The organism is Mycobacterium sp. (genome assembly GCF_035697385.1).
Classification (GTDB): domain Bacteria; phylum Actinomycetota; class Actinomycetes; order Mycobacteriales; family Mycobacteriaceae; genus Mycobacterium.
Genome location: NZ_DASSCY010000003.1, coordinates 1 through 19,283, shown reverse-complemented (window position 1 = coordinate 19,283; position 19,283 = coordinate 1). Strand labels below are relative to the sequence as shown.

At 64.8% G+C, this 19,283-nt stretch carries 18 protein-coding genes; all 18 read left to right on the top strand.

Annotated elements, in window-relative coordinates; genetic code table 11:
* Position 1: 1 nt before the first annotated feature.
* On the top strand, positions 2 to 1,687 hold the full coding sequence (locus tag VFH65_RS00220) for a bifunctional 3-(3-hydroxy-phenyl)propionate/3-hydroxycinnamic acid hydroxylase (protein WP_353319123.1): 1,686 nt from the start codon (positions 2 to 4) through the stop codon (positions 1,685 to 1,687).
* Positions 1,635 to 2,555, top strand: coding sequence for a 3-carboxyethylcatechol 2,3-dioxygenase (locus VFH65_RS00215; protein ID WP_353319122.1), 921 nt, complete (start codon positions 1,635 to 1,637; stop codon positions 2,553 to 2,555). Before VFH65_RS00220 ends, VFH65_RS00215 begins: the two co-directional genes overlap by 53 nt.
* Positions 2,552 to 4,291, top strand: a complete 1,740-nt coding sequence (locus VFH65_RS00210) for an FAD-binding protein (RefSeq protein ID WP_353319121.1) — start codon at positions 2,552 to 2,554, stop codon at positions 4,289 to 4,291. Before VFH65_RS00215 ends, VFH65_RS00210 begins: the two co-directional genes overlap by 4 nt.
* The gene (locus VFH65_RS00205) at positions 4,288 to 5,619 is read left to right on the top strand and encodes an LLM class flavin-dependent oxidoreductase (RefSeq protein WP_353319120.1); all 1,332 of its coding nucleotides are present in this window, start codon (positions 4,288 to 4,290) and stop codon (positions 5,617 to 5,619) included. Before VFH65_RS00210 ends, VFH65_RS00205 begins: the two co-directional genes overlap by 4 nt.
* 3 nt (positions 5,620 to 5,622) lie before the next feature.
* Complete coding sequence (locus VFH65_RS00200) at positions 5,623 to 6,465, top strand: coniferyl-alcohol dehydrogenase (protein ID WP_353319119.1); 843 nt, start codon at positions 5,623 to 5,625, stop codon at positions 6,463 to 6,465.
* Positions 6,465 to 7,454, top strand: a complete 990-nt coding sequence (locus VFH65_RS00195; RefSeq protein WP_353319118.1) for a cyclase family protein — start codon at positions 6,465 to 6,467, stop codon at positions 7,452 to 7,454. The genes VFH65_RS00200 and VFH65_RS00195 overlap by 1 nt, the downstream gene beginning before the upstream one ends.
* A 7-nt stretch (positions 7,455 to 7,461) precedes the next feature.
* Positions 7,462 to 8,049 carry an NADPH-dependent FMN reductase gene (locus VFH65_RS00190; RefSeq protein WP_353319117.1) on the top strand — a complete coding sequence of 196 codons (588 nt, stop codon included), beginning with the start codon at positions 7,462 to 7,464 and terminating at the stop codon, positions 8,047 to 8,049.
* Entirely contained in the window at positions 8,034 to 8,903 is an 870-nt protein-coding gene (locus VFH65_RS00185; RefSeq protein ID WP_353319116.1) for an alpha/beta fold hydrolase, read from the top strand. The genes VFH65_RS00190 and VFH65_RS00185 overlap by 16 nt, the downstream gene beginning before the upstream one ends.
* A 91-nt stretch (positions 8,904 to 8,994) precedes the next feature.
* The gene (locus VFH65_RS00180; protein ID WP_353319115.1) at positions 8,995 to 9,795 is read left to right on the top strand and encodes an SDR family NAD(P)-dependent oxidoreductase; all 801 of its coding nucleotides are present in this window, start codon (positions 8,995 to 8,997) and stop codon (positions 9,793 to 9,795) included.
* Positions 9,796 to 9,847: 52 nt separating this feature from the next.
* Positions 9,848 to 10,501 (top strand): TetR family transcriptional regulator, encoded by a 654-nt coding sequence (locus VFH65_RS00175; protein WP_353319114.1) that lies wholly within the window; start codon positions 9,848 to 9,850, stop codon positions 10,499 to 10,501.
* 1 nt (position 10,502) lies between these two features.
* A complete protein-coding gene (locus tag VFH65_RS00170; RefSeq protein WP_353319113.1) occupies positions 10,503 to 10,697 on the top strand; it encodes a ferredoxin in 195 nt (64 codons plus the stop codon).
* 11 nt (positions 10,698 to 10,708) lie between these two features.
* Positions 10,709 to 11,950 carry a cytochrome P450 gene (locus VFH65_RS00165; protein ID WP_353319112.1) on the top strand — a complete coding sequence of 414 codons (1,242 nt, stop codon included), beginning with the start codon at positions 10,709 to 10,711 and terminating at the stop codon, positions 11,948 to 11,950.
* Between the two features lie 33 nt (positions 11,951 to 11,983).
* A complete protein-coding gene (locus tag VFH65_RS00160) occupies positions 11,984 to 13,153 on the top strand; it encodes an amidohydrolase family protein (RefSeq protein WP_353319111.1) in 1,170 nt (389 codons plus the stop codon).
* On the top strand, positions 13,154 to 14,389 hold the full coding sequence (locus VFH65_RS00155) for a M24 family metallopeptidase (RefSeq protein WP_353319110.1): 1,236 nt from the start codon (positions 13,154 to 13,156) through the stop codon (positions 14,387 to 14,389).
* Entirely contained in the window at positions 14,389 to 15,525 is a 1,137-nt protein-coding gene (locus VFH65_RS00150; RefSeq protein WP_353319140.1) for a M24 family metallopeptidase, read from the top strand. Before VFH65_RS00155 ends, VFH65_RS00150 begins: the two co-directional genes overlap by 1 nt.
* Positions 15,526 to 15,535: 10 nt before the next feature.
* Positions 15,536 to 16,501 (top strand): enoyl-CoA hydratase/isomerase family protein, encoded by a 966-nt coding sequence (locus VFH65_RS00145; protein ID WP_353319109.1) that lies wholly within the window; start codon positions 15,536 to 15,538, stop codon positions 16,499 to 16,501.
* Positions 16,501 to 18,915 (top strand): CaiB/BaiF CoA transferase family protein, encoded by a 2,415-nt coding sequence (locus tag VFH65_RS00140; protein WP_353319108.1) that lies wholly within the window; start codon positions 16,501 to 16,503, stop codon positions 18,913 to 18,915. The genes VFH65_RS00145 and VFH65_RS00140 overlap by 1 nt, the downstream gene beginning before the upstream one ends.
* Before the next feature lie 21 nt (positions 18,916 to 18,936).
* Positions 18,937 to 19,283: SDR family NAD(P)-dependent oxidoreductase (locus VFH65_RS00135; RefSeq protein ID WP_353319107.1), on the top strand; the 347-nt coding region annotated here is incomplete at its 3' end.

Below are 19,283 nucleotides of genomic sequence, written 5' to 3'. Positions count from 1 at the left end.
CATGAGCAAAAACGCGGACGTCGTCATCGTCGGGGCAGGGCCCGTCGGACTGACCCTGGCGAACATCCTTGGCCTGCAAGGCGTTCACACGCTGGTGGTCGACGAAAGACCGAACCTCATCGACTATCCGCGCGGTGTCGGACTCGACGACGAGGCGATTCGTACCTTCCAGTCGATCGGCCTGGTCGACCGCATCCTCCCGCACACGGTGCCCAACCAGATCCTGCGGTTCTTCGATGCCAAGCGTCAGCTGCTCGCCGAAATGGCGCCGCCCGACGCGCGTTTCGGATGGCCCAAGCGCAACGGATTCGTCCAGCCGATGGTCGACGCCGAATTGCTTGTCGGGCTTGACCGATTCGACCACGTCGAGGTGACGTGGAACCGGCGGATGGAAGCTTGCGCCGAAACCGCGGAGGGTGTGACGGTCGAGTTCGCCGACGGGCATGCGCCCGTGCAGGCCCGATACGTCGTCGGCTGCGACGGCGGCCGCAGTGCCACCCGCCGGCTGATGGGTGTCTCGTTCGACGGCACCACCTCCTCGACGCGCTGGCTCGTCATCGACTGCGCCAACGATCCGCTCGGCCACCCCAATAGCGAGGTGGGAGCGGATCCCGCGCGGCCCTACGTCTCGATCTCCATCGCTCACGGAATCCGGCGCTTCGAGTTCATGATTCACAGTGACGAATCCGACGAGGAGGCCGAGGATCCGGCGTTCGTCAGGCGCATGCTGGCGAAGCTGGTCCCGCACCCGGAGCGCGTCGACGTCATCAGACATCGGGTGTACACGCATCATTCGCGCATCGCCGGTTCGTTCCGGAAGGGGCGACTGATGGTGGCGGGTGACGCCGCACATCTCATGCCGGTGTGGCAGGGCCAGGGCTATAACAGCGGTATCCGGGATGCGGCCAACCTCGGGTGGAAGCTCGCGGCGGTCGTGAAGGGTCACGCCGCCGATGCGCTGCTCGACACCTACGACGTCGAGCGTCGTAAGCACGCGCGGGCGATGATCGATCTGTCCACAATGGTCGGCAGGGTCATCTCGCCGACGAATCGACGCGTAGCCGGGCTGCGGGACCGCGTCATTCATTCCGCGTCGGTGGTGCCTTCACTGAAGCGCTACATCCTGGAGATGCGGTTCAAACCGATGCCGCGGTATCACCAGGGCGCGGTGTTCCACGCCCGAACTCCGTCGCCGACTTCACCGACCGGCACGCTGTTCATCCAGCCCCGCGTCGATACGCGCGAGGCATCCAACGTTCTTCTCGACGACGTGCTCGGGCCAGGCTTCGCCGTGCTGTGCTGGAGCAACAATCTGCGTGCGGTGCTGGGGGAGAAGGCGTTCGACGGCTGGAAAGCTTTGGGAGCCAAGTTCATCGTCGTGCGGCCCATGACCCAGCTGCATTGGACCGGGCACGACGACCAAGACGTCGTCATCGTCGGAGACCGCACCGGCGCGCTGAAATCCTGGTTCGACACCAACACAGATTCGGTTCTGTTCCTGCGGCCCGACCGCTGCATCGCCGCGGCATGCATCGCCCAACGCGCCGCGGAAACAAGCGAATCGCTTTTCGAAGTTCTCTGCTTGACCCAGGGAGGAGGCTCGCATTCCGATGGCGTCACTGGCCCTCTGCTGCATGTCGCACAGCCCGCTACTGAATCTTCCGGGACCGTCGCAGGATCTTCTTGACGACATCGAATCCGCGGTCGCCGAGGCGCGCGACTTCGTCACCGCCTACGACCCCGAACTGGTCGTCATCTTCTCGCCGGACCATTACAACGGATTCTTCTACCGGACCATGCCGCCGTTCTGCATCGGCACGGCGGCGCAGGGCGTCGGCGACTACGGCACCCATGCCGGGCCACTTGATGTGCCCGAGAACGTCGCCACCGATTGCGCCCGAGCGGTTCTCGAATCCGGTGTCGACGTCGCGATCTCGGCCAGCATGGACGTGGATCACGGCACGGTGCAACCACTGCAAAAGCTGTTCGGCGATGCGACGGCGCGGCCGGTGATCCCGATCTTCATCAACTCCGTCGCCACCCCGCTGGGACCGCTGCGGCGCGTTCGCGCGCTCGGCGCTGCCGTCGGCGCCTACCTTGGGACGCTGGGTAAGCGGGTCCTCGTGGTGGGATCCGGCGGGCTGTCACACGATCCGCCGGTGCCGACTTTGGCAACCGCTCCGCCTGCGGCATTGGGCCGCATCGTGCACGGCAATCCGATGACGTCTGAGCAGCGACAAGCCCGGCAGGTAGCGGTGATGGAAGCCGCGCGGGAGTTCGCCGGCGGTCGAGGATCGCTTCAGCCGCTCAATCCCGAGTGGGACCACGCGTTTCTCGAGTTGCTCGATTCCAATCGACTCGCTGACGTCGACGGCTGGTCGAACAGCTGGGTCGAGCAGGAGGGCGGTCATTCGGCTCACGAAATCCGCACGTGGGTAGCGGCGTTCGCGGCCCTGGCGGCGCACGGCGGCTACGAGACTCAGCAGCGGTATTACCGCGCCGCACCCGAATTGATCGCCGGCTTCGCGATCCGGACGGCGGTGCTGAACCCGTGACGTCCAATGTGTTCGACCACGCCGTCGATGTACTTGTTGTCGGTTCCGGTGCAGGTGGCATGACCGCTGCGCTTGCTGCCGACGCGGCAAACCTGGACACGCTGGTCGTGGAGAAGTCGGCCAAATTCGGCGGCTCCACGGCGCTTTCGGGCGGTGGCATCTGGGTTCCCGGTGCTCCCTCGCAGCGCAAGGAGGGCTACGTGCCCGATCCCGACGGCGTCTTCGAGTATTTGAAGCAGATCACCGGCGGGCTCGTCAGCGACGCGCGCCTGCGGCAGTACGTCGTCACCGCGCCGGAGATGATGGAGTTCCTCGAAAAGCTCAGTCCCTGGTTCGAGTTCGTGTGGAAACCGGGCTACGCCGACTACTACCCGGAGCTGCCTGGTGGGTCCGAACTCGGCAGCACCATCAACGTGCCCGCGATCGATCTGCGCAAGCTCGGTGACGAAGAGCAGCACCTCCTCGCACCGTTGGCACTTGCACCCAAGGGAATCTGGTTTGCGCCCAAAGATCTTCGGCTCTTCTACCAGGTTCGGCAGAACTGGCGCGGAAAGGCCGTGCTGATCAAGCTGATCTGGCGGATGTTCCGGGCACGGGCTTTCGGTGATCGGATGGCCGCGATCGGCCAGTCGCTTTCGGCCAGGATGCGGCTGGTGCTCAAGCAGCAGGACATCCCGTTGTGGCTGAACTCGCCGATGACCGAGCTGATCACCGATCTCGACGGAACGGTGACGGGTGCGGTCATCGAGCGCGACGGCCGCCTTCAGCGCATCCAGGCCCGCCATGGCGTCATCCTTGCTGCAGGCGGCTTCGACCACGACATGGAATGGCGTAGGCAGCATCTGCCGATGCTCGAGAAGGACTGGAGTTTCGGCAATCCGGCCGCCATGGGCGACGCAATCCGCGCGGGGGAGAAGGTCGGCGGCTCAACCGAATTGCTCGACGAAGCGTGGTGGTTCCCGGCGATGTGCTGGCCGGACGGCCGGCTGCAGTTCATGCTCAACGAGCGGATGATGCCGTCACAGTTCGTCGTCAACTGCGACGGCCGACGGTTCATCAACGAGGCCGCGCCGTACATGGACTTCGCGCACGCGATGATCGACGGTCAGCGCTCCGGCGTCACCCACATCCCGTGCTGGCTGATCACCGACATCCGATCGTTTCACCGATATGTCGTCGGCGGACATCTGCCCATTCCGAAGGTTCCGTTCGCGCCGGTACCGACCGGGCGGAAAGTCCCAAAGGCCTGGCTGGAATCCGGTGTCGTGCATGAGGCGAACAGCTTTGAGGAACTGGCCGCGAAGATCGGCGCACCGCCCGAGCAGTTGCGTCAGACCGCTGAGCGCTTCAACGAACTGGCCCGCAAGGGTCACGACGACGACTTCAACCGCGGCGACAGCGCCTACGACAACTATTACGGCGATCCCACACTGCCCAACCCCAATCTGCATCCCTTGGGTAGGCCCCCGTACTACGCGTTCCAGATCATTCTCGGCGACCTCGGCACTTCGGGCGGTTTGCGCACCGACGAATACGCCAGGGTGCTGCGCAGCGACGACGGCGTCGTGAAAGGCCTCTACGCCGTGGGCAACACGTCGGCCGCAGTGATGGGCCGCAGCTACGCAGGTGCCGGGGCAACCATCGGGCCGGCCATGACGTTCGGTTACGTCGCCGCCAAACACATTGCAGCCATGACGGATTCGACACTCGATTCACATCGGAAGGTAACGAAATGAAGATCTCGCTGTTCTACGAATTCCCGCTGCCGCGGCCGTGGAGTGAGGACGACGAGCACACGCTTTTCCAGGATGGCCTCGACGAGGTGGAGGCTGCCGACAAGGCGGGCTTTTCGACAGTGTGGCTGACCGAGCACCATTTCCTCGAGGAGTACTGTCACTCCACCGCGCCGGAGATCTTCCTCGCCGCGGCGAGCCAGCGCACCAAGGACATTCGGCTCGGCTTCGGCATCATGCACCTTCCGCCGGCGGTCAACCACCCGGCACGCGTCGCCGAGCGTGTGTCGACGCTCGATCTGCTCTCCAACGGCCGGGTGGAATTCGGAACCGGCGAGTCGTCCTCGGTGGGCGAGCTCGGAGGATTCAACATCGATCCCGCAGACAAGCGGACCATGTGGGAAGAAGCGCTCGAAGTCTCGATCCGCTGCATGATCGAGGAGCCCTTCACCGGCTTCAAGGGCCAGCACATCGAAATGCCCCCGCGCAACGTCGTTCCCAAGCCTCTGCAGAAGCCGCACCCGCCGGTGTGGGTCGCATGCACGCGACCGGCGTCGGTACAGATGGCCGCGCAACGAGGCCTCGGCGCCTTGAGCTTCGCCTACACCGGGCCTGGACCGCTCACCGAGCGTGTCAACGGTTACTACAAGGAGTTCGAGGAAAACGGTGCCCCGGTCACGCCGCAGATGAACCCCAACATTCTCGCCATCGGCGGTGACCTCTCGATGATGGTTGCGCCGACCGACGAGCAAGCCGTCGAACGCCTCGGATTGGGCGGTGGCTTCTTCGCGTTCGGCATCATGCACTACTACATGACCGGCATGCACACGCCAGGACGGACCGGCGTGTGGAAGCGGCATCTCGAAGAGATTGAGAAGGATCCGAGCGTCGTCTATGGCCCCGGCCGAGGACCGATCGGCAGCCCGGCCACCGTGCGCGAGTTCCTGCGCGGTTACGAAGAGAGCGGCGTCGACGAACTGATCCTGCTGCTCACACCGCGCAGCCACGAAGCGACGATGGAATCCATCGAGCTGATGGGCAAGGAAGTCTTGCCCGAGTTCATCGAGCGCGACGAGAAGGCAGTCGCCGAAAAGGCCAAACGCATGGAGCCGATCCTCGAGAAGGTCGAGGCCCGCAGGCCGGCGTCGACGGCGCCCGCGTTCGATGAAACCTATTCGTTCGGCGGTCTGCCCACGGGACGTCAGAACTACACCGCCAACGAAGTGTCGCTGGCGATGGAGGAGATGAACGCTGGTATCGAGCAGGCAGCCGCGAAACTCAAGGCAGGAGAAGGGTGGACAAGCAGGAATCCCGAGGCGGACAAGGGTTGAGCCGTGACCCAGACTGACGACCTGTGGCGTTACGACGGAAAGCGTGTCGTCGTCACCGGTTGTGCGTCGGGAATCGGCGAGCACGTCGCGCGTCAGCTCACCGAGCTCGGCGCCGAGGTCGTCGGCCTGGATATGCGACAGCCGGCGTTGCAGCTCAAGGAGTTCCACGAGGTCGACCTGTCCGATCCCGCGTCGATCGACCAGGCCGCCGCAACGATCGGCGGTCAGGTCGACGCGCTGTTCAACATCGCGGGGGTGTCGTCAGGGATCGGAGATCCGTTGCGGGTGGTCACGATCAACTTCCTCGGCACCCGCCAGTTCACCGAGGCGCTGATCCCTGCAATGCCGCCGGGGTCGGCGATCGCCAACGTGTCCTCGCTGGCCGCATCCGCTTATCGGGACAACGCTGTCGTTACCGCGGGTCTGCTCGAGACCGTGACGATGGCCGAGGGAATCGAGTGGTGCCGACGCAATCCGGAGCCGGTGGCCGACGGTGGCGGCTACCGATTGTCGAAGGAGGCGATCATCCTCTACGGGATGGCCAATGTTGGCGCACTGGGGGCCAAGGGGATCCGGATCAATTGCACCGCTCCCGGTGTGACGGACACGCCGATTCTCGACCAGCTGCGATCGGCTTACGGGCAGGAGTTCCTGGACTCCTTCCAAACTCCTCTCGGCCGCGTCGCAGGCCCAGACGAGCAGGCGACCGTGCTGGTGTTCCTCAACAGTGATGCGGCGAGATATATCACCGGCCAGGTGATCTGGGTCGACGGCGGGTCGGTGGCCGAGAGGGTGTTCGGCGATGTGTCGGATGCCCGTGAAATCGAAGGACGAAGGGCTCAATGATGGCCAGCATGAGCGACTTTCGGCGCGTCGCTGACGATGTTCGTAACTGGGGGCGCTGGGGCGACGCCGACGAACTCGGCACGCTGAACCTCATTACCGCGGACAAGGTCGCCGAGGCGGCCGGCCTCGTCAAACACGGCAAGGTCTTTCCGCTGGGTGTCGATTTCGGTTCGTCGGGGCCTCAGGGTGCGTTTCATTTCCGGCAGAACCCGCTGCACGTGATGACCATCGACGGCGGTGACACGAACACCTTGCTCGAATACGGGCCCAAGTGGTTGCAGAACCCGGCGGCCGGCCAGTTGGCCGGATACTTCGAGGGCAACCCGATGCGGTTCAACGACGACATCATCATCATGCCGTTGCAGGCCGCCACCCAGTGGGATGCGTTATCGCATGTCTACTACGAGGACTACCTGTACAACGGTTTTCCGGCGAGCTCCGTCACCAGCGCGGGCGCCTTCCACTGCGGGATCGACAAGGTCGACAGCAAGGGCATCACGTCACGCGGTGTGCTGCTCGACATCGTCCGCCTCCGCGGTGTGGAGACCTTCTGCGAAATCGGCGATCCGATCACACCGGATGAACTCGACGCGGCGGCCAGGGCGCAGGGTGTCGCGGTGCGGCGCGGGGACATCGTGCTGGTCCGAACGGGTTGGTGGGCACGCTTTTTGGAGACCGGTAACGGCGGTGAGCCCGGCGCGGGACTGGACTGGACGTGCGCCTCGTGGCTGCACGATCACGAGGTGGCTGCGGTTGCGGCCGACAACCTGATGGTCGAAAACCCCGCGTCCGGCGTCGAGGGCGCGTTCCTGCCCATGCACATGCTGTGCCTGCGCGACATGGGTTTGATGCTCGGCGAGTACTGGGATCTGACAGCGCTTGCCGCCGACTGCGCCGCCGACGGGGTCTACGAATTCCAGCTCGTCGCGCCGCCTCTGCGGGTCACCGGTGCGGTCGGCTCACCCGTCAACCCCATCGCCATCAAGTAGGTAGGAAATGACAAGTACAACCACCGGTGGTGCGCCACTCGTCGTCGGCCTCGGCGGAACCCTGAGGGCCAACTCGTCCACCGAGCGCGCCCTGCGGTACTGCCTGGAATCCGTTGAACGCCAAGGCGGGCGAACGAAGTTCTTCAGCGGCCCGGACCTCGACCTTCCGATGTACGCGCCGCACGAATTGGAACGCACGCCACAGGCACTCGAACTCGTCGGCGCCCTACGCGACGCCGACGCCGTCGTCGTCGGCTCTCCCGGCTACCACGGCGCGGTGTCCGGACTCGTCAAGAACGCTCTCGACTACATCGAGGACCTCCGCGAAGATCCGCGGGTCTACCTCGACAACACACCATGGGGCTGCATCAGCTGCGCTTACGGATGGCAGGCATCGGTCGGCACACTGGGACAGCTGCGCAGCATCGGGCACGCGCTGCGCGCCTGGCCGACGCCGCTCGGGGTGGCCATCAACTCCGCCGACGAGATATGGGACCCCTCAGGTCAGCTCGTTGATGCGACCGTGCAGGGCCAGCTCGAGATGCTGGCCACCCAGCTGTTGACGTTCGCTCGCGCCGCATGGGAAACGGCGTGACCGAAATTCAGCGCAAGACCATTCTGGTCGACGGCCTGGCCACCGGTTATCTCGAAGCCGGGCAGGGCGATCCGGTCGTGCTGTTGCACGGCGGTGAATTCGGCGTCACCGCGGAGATCGCGTGGGAGCACAACATCGCGGCACTGGCGGCACACCATCATGTGTTCGCGCTTGACATGCTGGGCTTTGGGCGGTCCGCGAAGGTCATCGACTTCAACGACGGCCGTGGCATGCGGATCAGGCACATCGCGCGGTTCTGTGAGGCCGTTGGCGTCGAGTCCGCGCACTTCGTCGGCAACTCGATGGGAGCGATCAACCTCTTCGTCGACGCCACGTCCGAATCGCCTATCCTGTCTGCGCGCAGCCTGGTGACGATCTGCGGTGGCGGCGAGATGCAGCGCAACGATCACCTCGCCGCGCTCTACGACTACGACGCAACGCTTTCCGGCATGCGCCGTATCGTCGAGGCACTCTTCTTCGACCCTTCATACCCCGCCGACGACGAGTACGTGCAACGGCGCTACGAGTCGAGCATTGCGCCGGGAGCGTGGGAGGCGCTGGCGGCGGCGCGGTTTCGGCGACCGGGCTTGGAGCCGGCACCACTACCATCGAGCAAGAGGGCGTACGAACGCATCGCCGTTCCAACGTTGGTCGTGGAGGGCGACGGCGACAAGCTCCTGCCACCGGGGTGGTCGGCTGAGATCGCGGGTCAGATCCCCGGCGGTCGTTCACTGGTGGTTCCCCAGGCCGGTCACTGCCCGCAGATTGAACAACCAACGGTGGTCAACCATGTGCTGGTTGATTTCCTGAGCGGGGCGCAACGAAAGGTGCCGGCCTCATGGTCCTCCCGGTGAGCGTCGAGACGTATGTATTGGCGACCTCTACTCGATCTTTCCCTACAAAACGTGCGTTTCGGCGGCGAGGCTGCATGGAAAGGGCTGCCACATGGTCAACGAACTGACAGGCAGGGTGGCGATCGTCACCGGCGGTGCATCGGGACTCGGTGAAGGGCTGGTGCGACGGTTCGCGGCCGAAGGTGCGAAGGTGCTGATCGGTGACGTCGACCGTGACAGCGGAACAGCATTGGCGGCGGAGCTTGGGGACAATACGCAGTTCGTCGAGGCCGACGTCGCCGACTTCGACCAGGTGGGCGGGCTCGTATGGACGGCCGTCGAGCAGTTCGGCGGCTTGCACGTGATGGTCAACAACGCAGGCGTGTCCGGCACCATGCACCGTCGCTTCCTCGACGACGATCTAGCGGACTTTCACAAGGTCATGGCGGTCAACCTCGGCGCTGTGATGGCGGGGACCCGCGACGCCGCGCGTCATATGTCCAAGCATGGTGGCGGATCGATCATCAACCTCACATCGATCGGCGGAATTCAGGCCGGCGGCGGTGTGATGACCTACCGCGCTTCGAAGGCGGCGGTCATCCAGTTCACCAAGTCTGCGGCAATTGAGCTCGCGCACTACGAGATTCGGGTCAACGCGATCGCCCCTGGCAATATCCGCACGGCGATCGTGCGCAAGTCGGCTGCGGGGGAGGACCGTGAGCAGCTGGAGCGGTTCGAGGAGAAGATTCGTGCGCAGATGCGCGCCGATCGGCCCCTCAAGCGAGAGGGCACGGTCGAGGATGTCGCCGAGGCCGCGCTCTATTTCGCGACCGACCGCTCGCGCTATGTCACCGGAACCGTCCTTCCGATCGACGGCGGCACGGTAGCGGGCAAGGTGATCCCCTCGAAGTGATCATTTAAATCAATCGCTTGACTTAAGAACCGCGACCGCGTTGACTGGGTACGTGACGACAGCCAGGACTCTGCGCGCCGACAAGGCGAGCAGCACCCAAGAGGCAATCCTGAAGGCGGCCGAACGCCTGTACGCCGAACACGGTGTCTTCGCTGTGTCGAACAGGCAGGTCAGCGAGGCGGCCGGGCAGGGGAACAACGCCGCCGTCGGATACCACTTCGGAACCAAGACCGACTTGGTGCGGGCGATCGAACAGAAACACCGCGCATCCATGGAGCGGTTACTCCAGCGGATGGTGGCCGATACCGGTAACTCCGCGGAGTTGCGGGATTGGATCGCGTGTCTGGTGCGCTCACTCACCGAACACCTGGCCCAACTCGGAAACCCGACGTGGTACGCGCGCTTCGCGGCCCAAGCGCTGGCCGACCCCGCCTACCACAAGATCGTGATCAAGGATGCGCTCGCATCTCCGGCGCTGGTGCAGGTCGTCGACGGCATCACCCGCTGCCTTCCCGATCTGCCCGCAGCCGTCGTCACCGAACGCAACATCATGGCGCGCAACCTCATGATGCACACCTGCGCCGACTTCGAGCGGGCATTCGCCGAGGGCGCCGCCGTCCCCAGAACCAGTTGGGAAGCGGCCGCATCGGGCCTCACCGACGCGATCGTCGGACTTTGGCTGGCACCCGTTACGGAGCTTCCGTGACATGAAAGTGGCTGTCGACCAAGACAAATGCGTGTCCTCCGGCCAATGCGTGCTCAATGCCGGCGAAGTGTTCGACCAGCGCGACGACGACGGCGTCGTCGTCCTGCTCAACGAAAGTCCACCACCCGAGCACGCCGAGAACACCCGGAACGCCGCCGCGGCCTGTCCAGCCCTAGCCATCGACATCGAGGAATGAGAAAAGACTCCATGTCAGAAACCCTGACCGGAACCGCAACCGAGATACCCGACTACCCGATGGATCGGGATGCGCGCTGCCCGTTCGCTCCGCCGCCGCAGGTGCTCGAGATGGGCGAGGCGAAACCGCTGTCCCGCGTGCGCATCTGGGATGGCAGCACACCCTGGCTGGTCACGGGTCACGCCGTGGCGCGGGAGTTGTTCGCCGACTCGCGTGTCAGCGTCGACGACCGGCGCGACGGCTTCCCGCACTGGAACGAGCACATGCTCTCGACGGTCAACAAGCGGCCCCGGTCGGTGTTCACTTCAGACGCCGAGGAGCACACCCGGTTCCGCCGGATGCTGTCCAAGCCGTTCACCTTCAAGCGCGTCGAGGGCTTGCGCTCCGCCATCCAAGAGGTCACCGACGAGTGCATCGACGCGATCTTGGCCGGCCCGCAGCCCGCCGACATCGTCTGCAAGCTCGCACTGCCGGTGCCCACCAAGGTGATCAGCGAAATGCTCGGCGTGCCGTACGAGGATCACGAGTTCTTCCAGCATCACGCGAACGTCGGGCTGGCCCGCTATGCCTCGGCCGAGGACGGCCAAAAGGGCGCGATGAGCCTGCACAAGTACCTGATCAACCTCGTCGAGAACAAGATGCAGATTCCCCCCGGGGAAAGCACGGAGGATGCGGTGTCGGACTTGGCCGAGCGCGTCAGCGCCGGCGAGATCAGCGTGAAGGAGGCCGCGCAGTTGGGTACCGGGCTGTTGATCGCCGGGCACGAGACCACCGCCAACATGATCGGCATCGGGGTGCTGGCCCTGCTGGAGAATCCGGAACAGGCTGCGCTGCTTCGTGATTCCGATGACGCGAAGTTCATCGCGAACGCTGTCGAAGAGTTGATGCGCTTCCTGTCGATCATCCAGAACGGCCAGCGCCGGGTGGCCACCGAGGATATCGAGATCGGCGGTGAAACGATCCGCGCCGGTGAAGGCATCATTTTGGACCTCGCCCCTGCGAACTGGGATGCGGCTGCGTACCCGGAGCCAGACAAACTGGATCTCACCCGCGATGCCGGACAGCAGCTGGGCTTCGGCTACGGCAGGCATCAGTGCGTCGGGCAGCAACTCGCGCGCGCCGAACTTCAGATTGTCTTCCACACACTGCTGCGGCGCATCCCCACGCTGCGCCTTGCCGTGCCGTTCGGCGAGGTGCCCTTCAAGCATGACCGCCTGGCCTACGGCGTCTACGAACTTCCCGTTACCTGGTAATTCTTCAGCCACAGCCCGATTGGAGTACCGAGAATGTCAGCCCCAACCTCCACGCTCTATCCCCCAGAAGGCTGGGGCGCTCCGAAACACCGCCGCGGCCACGCGAAAGATGGCGGCCTGACCGGACTTCCTAAGGGAACCGAGATCTTCTCAGCGGACAACCACATCTCCGTCGCCGACGACATTTTCTACGAACGGTTTCCCGAGGAACTCAAGGGACAGGCACCGCGCATCTGGTATGAGGATGGCGCCTATATGGTCGGCACAAAGGGAAAGTCCTGGGTGGGGGGCGACTTCGGTCGCGTCCTGATGCAGTACGACGATATGGCGGGAGCGGCGTCCAACAACATCGAGGCGCGCATCCGCGAACTCGCCGAGGACGGCATCGACAGGGAACTGGCCTTCCCGAACGCCGTGCTGGCGCTGTTCCATTACCCGGACAAGGCACTGCGTGAGCGCGTCTTCCGGATCTACAACGAGTACATGGCCGATCTGCAGGAACGCAGCAACGGTCACTTCTACGGTGTGGGCCTGATCAACTGGTGGGACCCGAAGGGTACGAGAAGCACGCTCGAAGAGCTGAAGTCGTTGGGCCTCAAGACGTTCCTGCTGCCGCTCAACCCCGGCAAGGACGACGACGGCAACATCTACGACTACGGCGGCGCGGCGATGGACGCGGTGTGGGACGAGATCGAAGAGGCTGGCCTGCCCGTCACCCACCACATCGGAGAGACGCCGCCGAAGACACCGTGCGAGAACAACAGCGTCGTCGTCGGCATGATGATCAACGTCGACTCGTTCCGCGAGCAATTCGCCAAGTACGTGTTCTCCGGCATTCTGGACCGGCACCCGAAGCTGCGCATCGGGTGGTTCGAGGGCGGAATTGCCTGGGTGCCAACTGCGCTGCAAGATGCCGAGCACCTGCTGGCGTCCTACCGGCATATGTTCAACCACGAACTCGCCAACGATGTTCGCTACTACTGGGATCATCACATGAGCGCGTCGTTCATGGTGGACCCGCTGGGTCTGAGGCTGATCGACGATATCGGCGTCGACAACGTGATGTGGTCGTCGGACTACCCGCATAACGAGTCGACGTTCGGCTACTCGGAAAAGTCGCTTGCCGCGGTCGTGCAGGCAGTGGGCCCCGACAACGCGGTCAAGATCGTCAGCGGAAACATCAAGAAGTTCCTGGGTATTTAGATGACCACATTCGCTACAGCAGGCAGTTGGACGATCGACATTCCCGACCTGCCGGACCGCGCACGGATGTATCGCGAGAGCGGTGCGCGACTCCGTGCGGCGATGGCAGACAACGGCGTCGACGCACTGATCCTGCTCAACAACGGCAACGTGGTCTACGCGACCGGCGCCAGTTGGCCGCTGCTGGATGCGGGGCTGTCCCATGTGGAGCGGCCCGTCGCCATCGTGCTCGCCGACGACGAGCATCCGCACCTGTTCATGCCATTCAGGGAAGGTTCCTCGACCGAGTCGGAGGTGCCGGCCGACCATCGGCATCCCCCGCTCTATCTCGAATTCGATGAAGGCGTAGACCATTTCGCGCGGGTGGTCGCAGACCTCATCTCCCCGGGTTCGACCGTCGCCGTCGACGAGCTGACCGGAGCGATGCGTCGGGCTTCCGGCCAGCTATTCGGAGGCGGGGCGCCGGTAGACGCCGCACCCGTCGTCGGCGCGGCGAAGCTGGTGAAGACGCCCGATCAGATTGCCTGCATCCGAAAGGCATGCCGCATCACCGAAGAGGCAGTCGTCGAGGTGCAGAAGGCGTTGGCGCCGGGTGTGCGCCAGATCGACCTGTCCGCGCAGTTCGTGCGTCGCGCATTCGAACTTGGCGCGACGGCCAACATGCTCGAGGCGATCTGGCAGGTGATGCCGTTGACCAAGGCCGAGGGCACCTGGACGACGCACGGTGATCTGGCGCTTCCGCTGCTGACGACCGAACGCGAGCTCGCGGAAGGCGATGTGCTCTGGACCGATGTCAGCATCACCTATACGGGGTTCTGCTCGGATTTCGGCCGGACCTGGTTGGTCGGTGATTCGCCGTCACCGCGCCAGAAAGACCAGTTCCACCAGTGGCGCGACATTCTCGATGCGGTGCTGAAGGTGACCAAGGCGGGTGCGACGTGCGGCGACCTGGCGCGGGCAGCGATTGCGGCAAACGATGGGCGCAAGCCGTGGTTGCCCCACTTCTATCTCGGCCATGGGATCGGCACTAACGCCGCCGAAATGCCGATGATCGGAACGGATCTCGGGCAGGAATTCGACGACAACTTCGTCTTCCCCGCCGGGATGGTGCTGGTGTTGGAGCCGGTGGTCTTCGAGGACGGTACCGGCGGATATCGAAGCGAGGAGATCGTGGTCATCACCGAGGACGGCTATATGTCGTTGACCGATTACCCGTACGAGCCGTACGGCTCATGATGAAAACAGAGATTCTGCCCGACGAGCGGGCGCTGCGAACCGGTAGGCGCGAACGCGCACTGGCCCAGATGGAAGCGCACGACCTCGACGCGCTGGTGCTGGGGCGTCAGGCGAATGTGCGGTACTTCTCGGGGGCGCCGCAGTTGTGGGTGGCGGGCACGCGGCCGTTCGGACCGATCTGCACGATCGTGAGGGCGACGGGTGAGATCCATTTGAACAGCACCTGGGATGAGGGGATACCCGACGACATCCCGCACGAGCACCTCTACGGGCTGGCGTGGAATCCGATGACTCTCGTCGAGGTGTTGCAGGGCATCGACGGCGCTGCCGATGCGCGACGGGTCGGAACCGACGCTCTCACACCGTCGTTCGCCAAGCTGCTGCCGATGGCCTTTCCGAACGCTGATCTTGTCGACGGCGAGGTCGCGATGCGGGCGGCCCGGCGGGTCAAGACTCCCGACGAGGTCGCCGTGTTGCGCGGGGCGTTGCGGGTCGCCGAAGAGTCGCTGGCCATCGCGGTCGGCGAGCTGAGGGAGGGGACCACCGAGCAGACACTGACCGGGGTGATGCTCGAGGCGCAGGCCGCAGGCGGCGTCAGCACCCCCGCCACGCAGGACGGAGCATGGGTAACGTCGCGGGAACATCCGCTGGGCCGGGCTCGCAGAGACGGGCGTGTGCAGCAGGGCGACCTGGTGGCCTTCTCGGCCGGTGTTCTGGCGGACGGTTACGTCGGCGAAGTCGGCCGTACCTGGCCGGTGGGCGATGTCGACGGTGCCGCGGTGCTCTATGACCGCTGGAACCGGCTGTGGGACAAGCTGTTCGCGGCGTGTCAGCCTGGTCGACCGGCTGGGGACTTGCTCGCCGCGTACGATGCGGCCGGTGAAACCATGCCTGCGATGCCGGTCGCCCACGGTCTTGGTCTCGGGTTCGACCCTCCGGTCGTGACGCCGCAACTGCGGGCCACGGCCGGCAGGGAGATCTTCGAGCCGGGTATGGTCCTCGCCGTCACGAGTTACGTCTGGCAGGAGGGGGTGGGTGCCGTCTTCGGACGTGAGGCCGTCCTCGTCACTCCTGACGGACCCGAGGTGTTGACGTCGAGCCCGTCATGGAGCCATGCCGGCATCGGGATCGGCTGAAGGAGTTCTCATGTCTGACAATGACAGTCGGCCCAAGCCCGAGGAACTGATCCTCTACGAGAAGGACCCGAAGACCAAGATCGCGACGATCACGTTCAACCGGCCCGAGTACCTGAACGCGCCGACATCGGCGGCCCGGCTGCGATACGCGGATCTGCTGCGTGCAGCCACCGTCGACAACGATGTCAAGGTCGTCGTGATCCGTGGCGTGGGTGACAATCTCGGCAGCGGCGCCGATCTGCCCGAGTTCATGGAGGGCAACGACAACACCGACCTGCGGCTTGCCGAGCTTCGGCTGGAGGACGACGGCGTCGGTGAGGTGAGCTATCCGCCCAAGGGGTCGTTCCGTCACGGGGCGACCATCAGCGCGTGGTACGCGAACGTGCAGGCGGGCAACCGGCCGCTGCAGGAACTCAAGAAGATCAGCATCGTCGAGGCGAAGGGTTACTGCTACGGCTGGCACTTCTACCAGTGCGCCGATGCGGATCTGGTGATCTCGTCCGACGACGCGCTGTTCGGCCATCCGTCGTTCCGCTATTACGGGTGGGGTCCGCGCATGTGGACCTGGGTGCAGATGATGGGACTGCGCAAGTTCCAGGAAATGGTCTTCACCGGTCGGCCGTTCACGGCTGAGGAGATGTATACCTGCAACTTCCTCAACAAGGTGGTCTCGCGGGATCAACTCGAGGCCGAGGTGGACAAGTACGCGCGAGCGTGCGCGCGTAACCGCCCGGTCGACACCGTCTTTCAGCAGAAGATGTTCTTCGAGATCTTCAAGCAGCACCAGGGCGAATACATGGGCAGCCTGCTGTCGGCGTTCTTCGAGTCGATGGGCAGCGGCGTGACCAACGACGGCGACGACGACCTGGACATGCACGAGGCGATCGACAGCGGGCTGGCCGGGGCGGTCAACGACAACGACAGCAAGTTCCCGCCCGACTTCCGGCTCAGCAAGTCGAACCGCAAGAAGGACTAATGCAGCCGCTGAACGGCTACGTTGTCGTCGACCTATCCATCGGCATTGCCGGCGCGTACTGCACGAAATTGCTGGCCGACGGCGGCGCCGAGGTGATCAAAGTCGAATCCCCCGAAGGCGATCCGCTGCGGGCCTGGTCGGCCTCCGGAGCCGCTATCGAGCCCGGTCGCGATGGCGCGCTGTTCAATTTCCTGGCCTGCTCTAAGCGCAGTGTCGTTGCCGATCCGCAGACCGATGTCGACTTCGTCGATGCGATGCTGGCCGATGCCGACGCGGTCGTGTGGTCGCCCGGATCGAGAATCGCTGAGCACGAGGCGTTCTCGCCTTCGGCGATTCGTCGTGCCCATCCGCACTTGACTGTCACCGCGATCACGCCGTTCGGCTTGGACGGCCCGTGGCGCGACCGCCCAGCGACCGAGTTCACCCTGCAGGCGTGGTCGGGAGGCATCGTCGGTCTAGGTCGCGGGAGCGCCGACCGCGCACCGGTGTTCGTCGGCGGCCAGGTCGGTGAGTATCTGGCGGGTGCCTATGCGAGCGCGGCGACCATGGCGTCACGGCTTCGCGGTGCCGGCGAGCTCGTCGACCTGTCGATGCTCGAGACCCAAATCCTCGGTCTCACCTACTATCCCGTGACGTACTTCGAGATGCTGGGCAGGCCGTGGCGCGACACCAGGAGGTTGACGGTGCCCGGCATCGCGCGTGCCAAGGACGGCCTGGTGGACGTCGGGTGCGGCACGGCCCAGCAGTGGTTCGACCTGTGCGCGATGACCGACCACCAAGACTGGATCGACGAGGACTCACCGCTGTCGATCACCGAACAGGCCAACGAGAAGGCCGGAGAGCTCTACGCCTGGGTCGCAGACCACACCGTCGACGAGATCCGCGATCTCGCATCGGCATTCCGGATCCCCAACGCCCCGGTCGCCAACGGCGCCAACGTCGATTCGCTGGACCACTTCCAGGCGCGCGGATCGTTCGTGACCAATCCCCGCGATGGATTCCGCCAGCCGGGGCCGCCGTACCGCATGGCGCCGGCGAGACTTCGCGCTCCGGAGCCCGCACCGCGACTTGGCGAACATACCGACCAGTTCCGCCGAAATAGAATTCCGGGTCGTGATGACGCGCGTTTGACGACCCGCAATTCTGTTTCGGCGTCAACGCCGCTCGACGGGCTGCGGGTGCTTGACATGACGACCTTCTGGGCCGGGCCGTCGTGCACACATATTCTGGCCATGCTCGGCGCCCAGGTCATCCATCTGGAGTCCACCCGTCGACCCGACGGCACCCGGCTGATCGCGGGTATCCCGGTCACAGAAGAGCAGTGGTGGGAGAAGTCGCCGATCTTCTCGGGTCTCAACACGAACAAGCTGGGTTTGACGCTCGACCTGCAGAGCGCTGCTGGGCGCGATGTCCTCAACCGGCTGATCGCGACATGCGATGTCATTGTCGAGAACTTCACGCCGCGGGTTTTGGACCAGATCGGACTGGATTTCGCCACCGTCCAAGGAATTCGGCCCGACGCAATCATGTTGCGGATGCCTGGTTTCGGCCTCGACGGGCCGTGGCGTGACAACCCGGCATTTGCCTACGTCATCGAAGCGGCCGCTGGAATCAGTTGGCTGACAGGCTATCCCGACCTGAACCCCTACGAGCCGTATTCGGTCGGCGATCCCAATGCCGGCATCCACGCGCTCAACGCCCTACTGCTAGCGCTCGAGCACCGACGCCGGACCGGTGAAGGCGTGCTCATTGAGGCGGCGATGGTCGATGCGGCGCTCAACGTCGCCGCCGAGCAGGTGATCGAGTACTCGGCCTACGGGGCGCTGCTGGAGCGCGCCGGGAATCGCGGGCCGACGGCGGCACCGCAGAACCTGTACCGCACCAACGAGATCGACGAGTTCGGTCGGGCCGACTGCTGGGTCGCGATCGCGGTGGCCACCGACGAACAGTGGGTCGGCCTGTGCGACGCGCTCGGGCGGCCCGGCTGGGCTGCGGAGTTCTCCACAGTTGAGGCGCGACGCGCGCACCACGACGTCGTCGATGAGCACCTTGCCGCATGGTGTGCGCAGCGCAGCGGCGACGACATCGTCGCGGCACTGTGGAATCACGGTGTACCGGTCGCGAAGGTGATGCAGCCGCACCGCCAAACAGAGCTGCCTCAGCTGGCCGCCCGCGGCTTCTTCGAAGACGTCGATCACCCGGTCAATGCCCGCACTCGACACAGCACCCTGCCGTTCAAGCTCTCCGGTGGACCCGACCGCGTGCACACCCGTCCCGCGCCGCTGCTGGGGCAGCACAACCACGATCTATTGTCCGAGCTGGGCCTGACCGACGACGAGATCGCGGAGCTGGAGGGGCGCGGCGTGATCGGGACCGGACCCGCTATGTATGGGTCAAGCACCGCTGCACGGTGAGGCCCGTTAACGTCAGTCACCATGACCATCGAACCGTCCGACATTCTGCTGACCGGCCGCGTCGCCGTCGTGACCGGCGGGGGAGCGGGCATCGGCCGCGGTATCGCTGAAGGGTTCGCCGCATTCGGGGCGTCTGTGGCCATCTGGGAGCGCGATGCCGAGACGTGCGCATCGGCCGCCGAAACCGTTGGCGCGCTGGGCATCGTGACCGACGTGCGCGACAGCGAGCAGGTCGACGCGGCGCTGCAGCGCACGACGAATGAGCTGGGCACGCCATCGATACTCGTCAACAATGCCGGTGGCGTGTTCTACTCGCCGATGCTTGACACCAGCGAGAACGGCTGGGATGCGCTCTACAAGGCCAACTT

Excerpts from the sequence above, each read along its gene's own strand:
- VFH65_RS00220 (WP_353319123.1), top strand. The coding sequence starts at position 2 with ATGAGCAAAAACGCGGACGTCGTCATCGTCGGGGCAGGGCCCGTCGGA.
- VFH65_RS00215 (WP_353319122.1), top strand. The coding sequence starts at position 1,635 with ATGTCGCACAGCCCGCTACTGAATCTTCCGGGACCGTCGCAGGATCTT.
- VFH65_RS00205 (WP_353319120.1), top strand. The coding sequence starts at position 4,288 with ATGAAGATCTCGCTGTTCTACGAATTCCCGCTGCCGCGGCCGTGGAGT.
- VFH65_RS00195 (WP_353319118.1), top strand. The coding sequence starts at position 6,465 with ATGGCCAGCATGAGCGACTTTCGGCGCGTCGCTGACGATGTTCGTAAC.
- VFH65_RS00190 (WP_353319117.1), top strand. The coding sequence starts at position 7,462 with ATGACAAGTACAACCACCGGTGGTGCGCCACTCGTCGTCGGCCTCGGC.
- VFH65_RS00185 (WP_353319116.1), top strand. The coding sequence starts at position 8,034 with ATGGGAAACGGCGTGACCGAAATTCAGCGCAAGACCATTCTGGTCGAC.
- VFH65_RS00180 (WP_353319115.1), top strand. The coding sequence starts at position 8,995 with ATGGTCAACGAACTGACAGGCAGGGTGGCGATCGTCACCGGCGGTGCA.
- VFH65_RS00170 (WP_353319113.1), top strand. The coding sequence starts at position 10,503 with ATGAAAGTGGCTGTCGACCAAGACAAATGCGTGTCCTCCGGCCAATGC.
- VFH65_RS00165 (WP_353319112.1), top strand. The coding sequence starts at position 10,709 with ATGTCAGAAACCCTGACCGGAACCGCAACCGAGATACCCGACTACCCG.
- VFH65_RS00160 (WP_353319111.1), top strand. The coding sequence starts at position 11,984 with ATGTCAGCCCCAACCTCCACGCTCTATCCCCCAGAAGGCTGGGGCGCT.
- VFH65_RS00155 (WP_353319110.1), top strand. The coding sequence starts at position 13,154 with ATGACCACATTCGCTACAGCAGGCAGTTGGACGATCGACATTCCCGAC.
- VFH65_RS00150 (WP_353319140.1), top strand. The coding sequence starts at position 14,389 with ATGAAAACAGAGATTCTGCCCGACGAGCGGGCGCTGCGAACCGGTAGG.
- VFH65_RS00145 (WP_353319109.1), top strand. The coding sequence starts at position 15,536 with ATGTCTGACAATGACAGTCGGCCCAAGCCCGAGGAACTGATCCTCTAC.
- VFH65_RS00140 (WP_353319108.1), top strand. The coding sequence starts at position 16,501 with ATGCAGCCGCTGAACGGCTACGTTGTCGTCGACCTATCCATCGGCATT.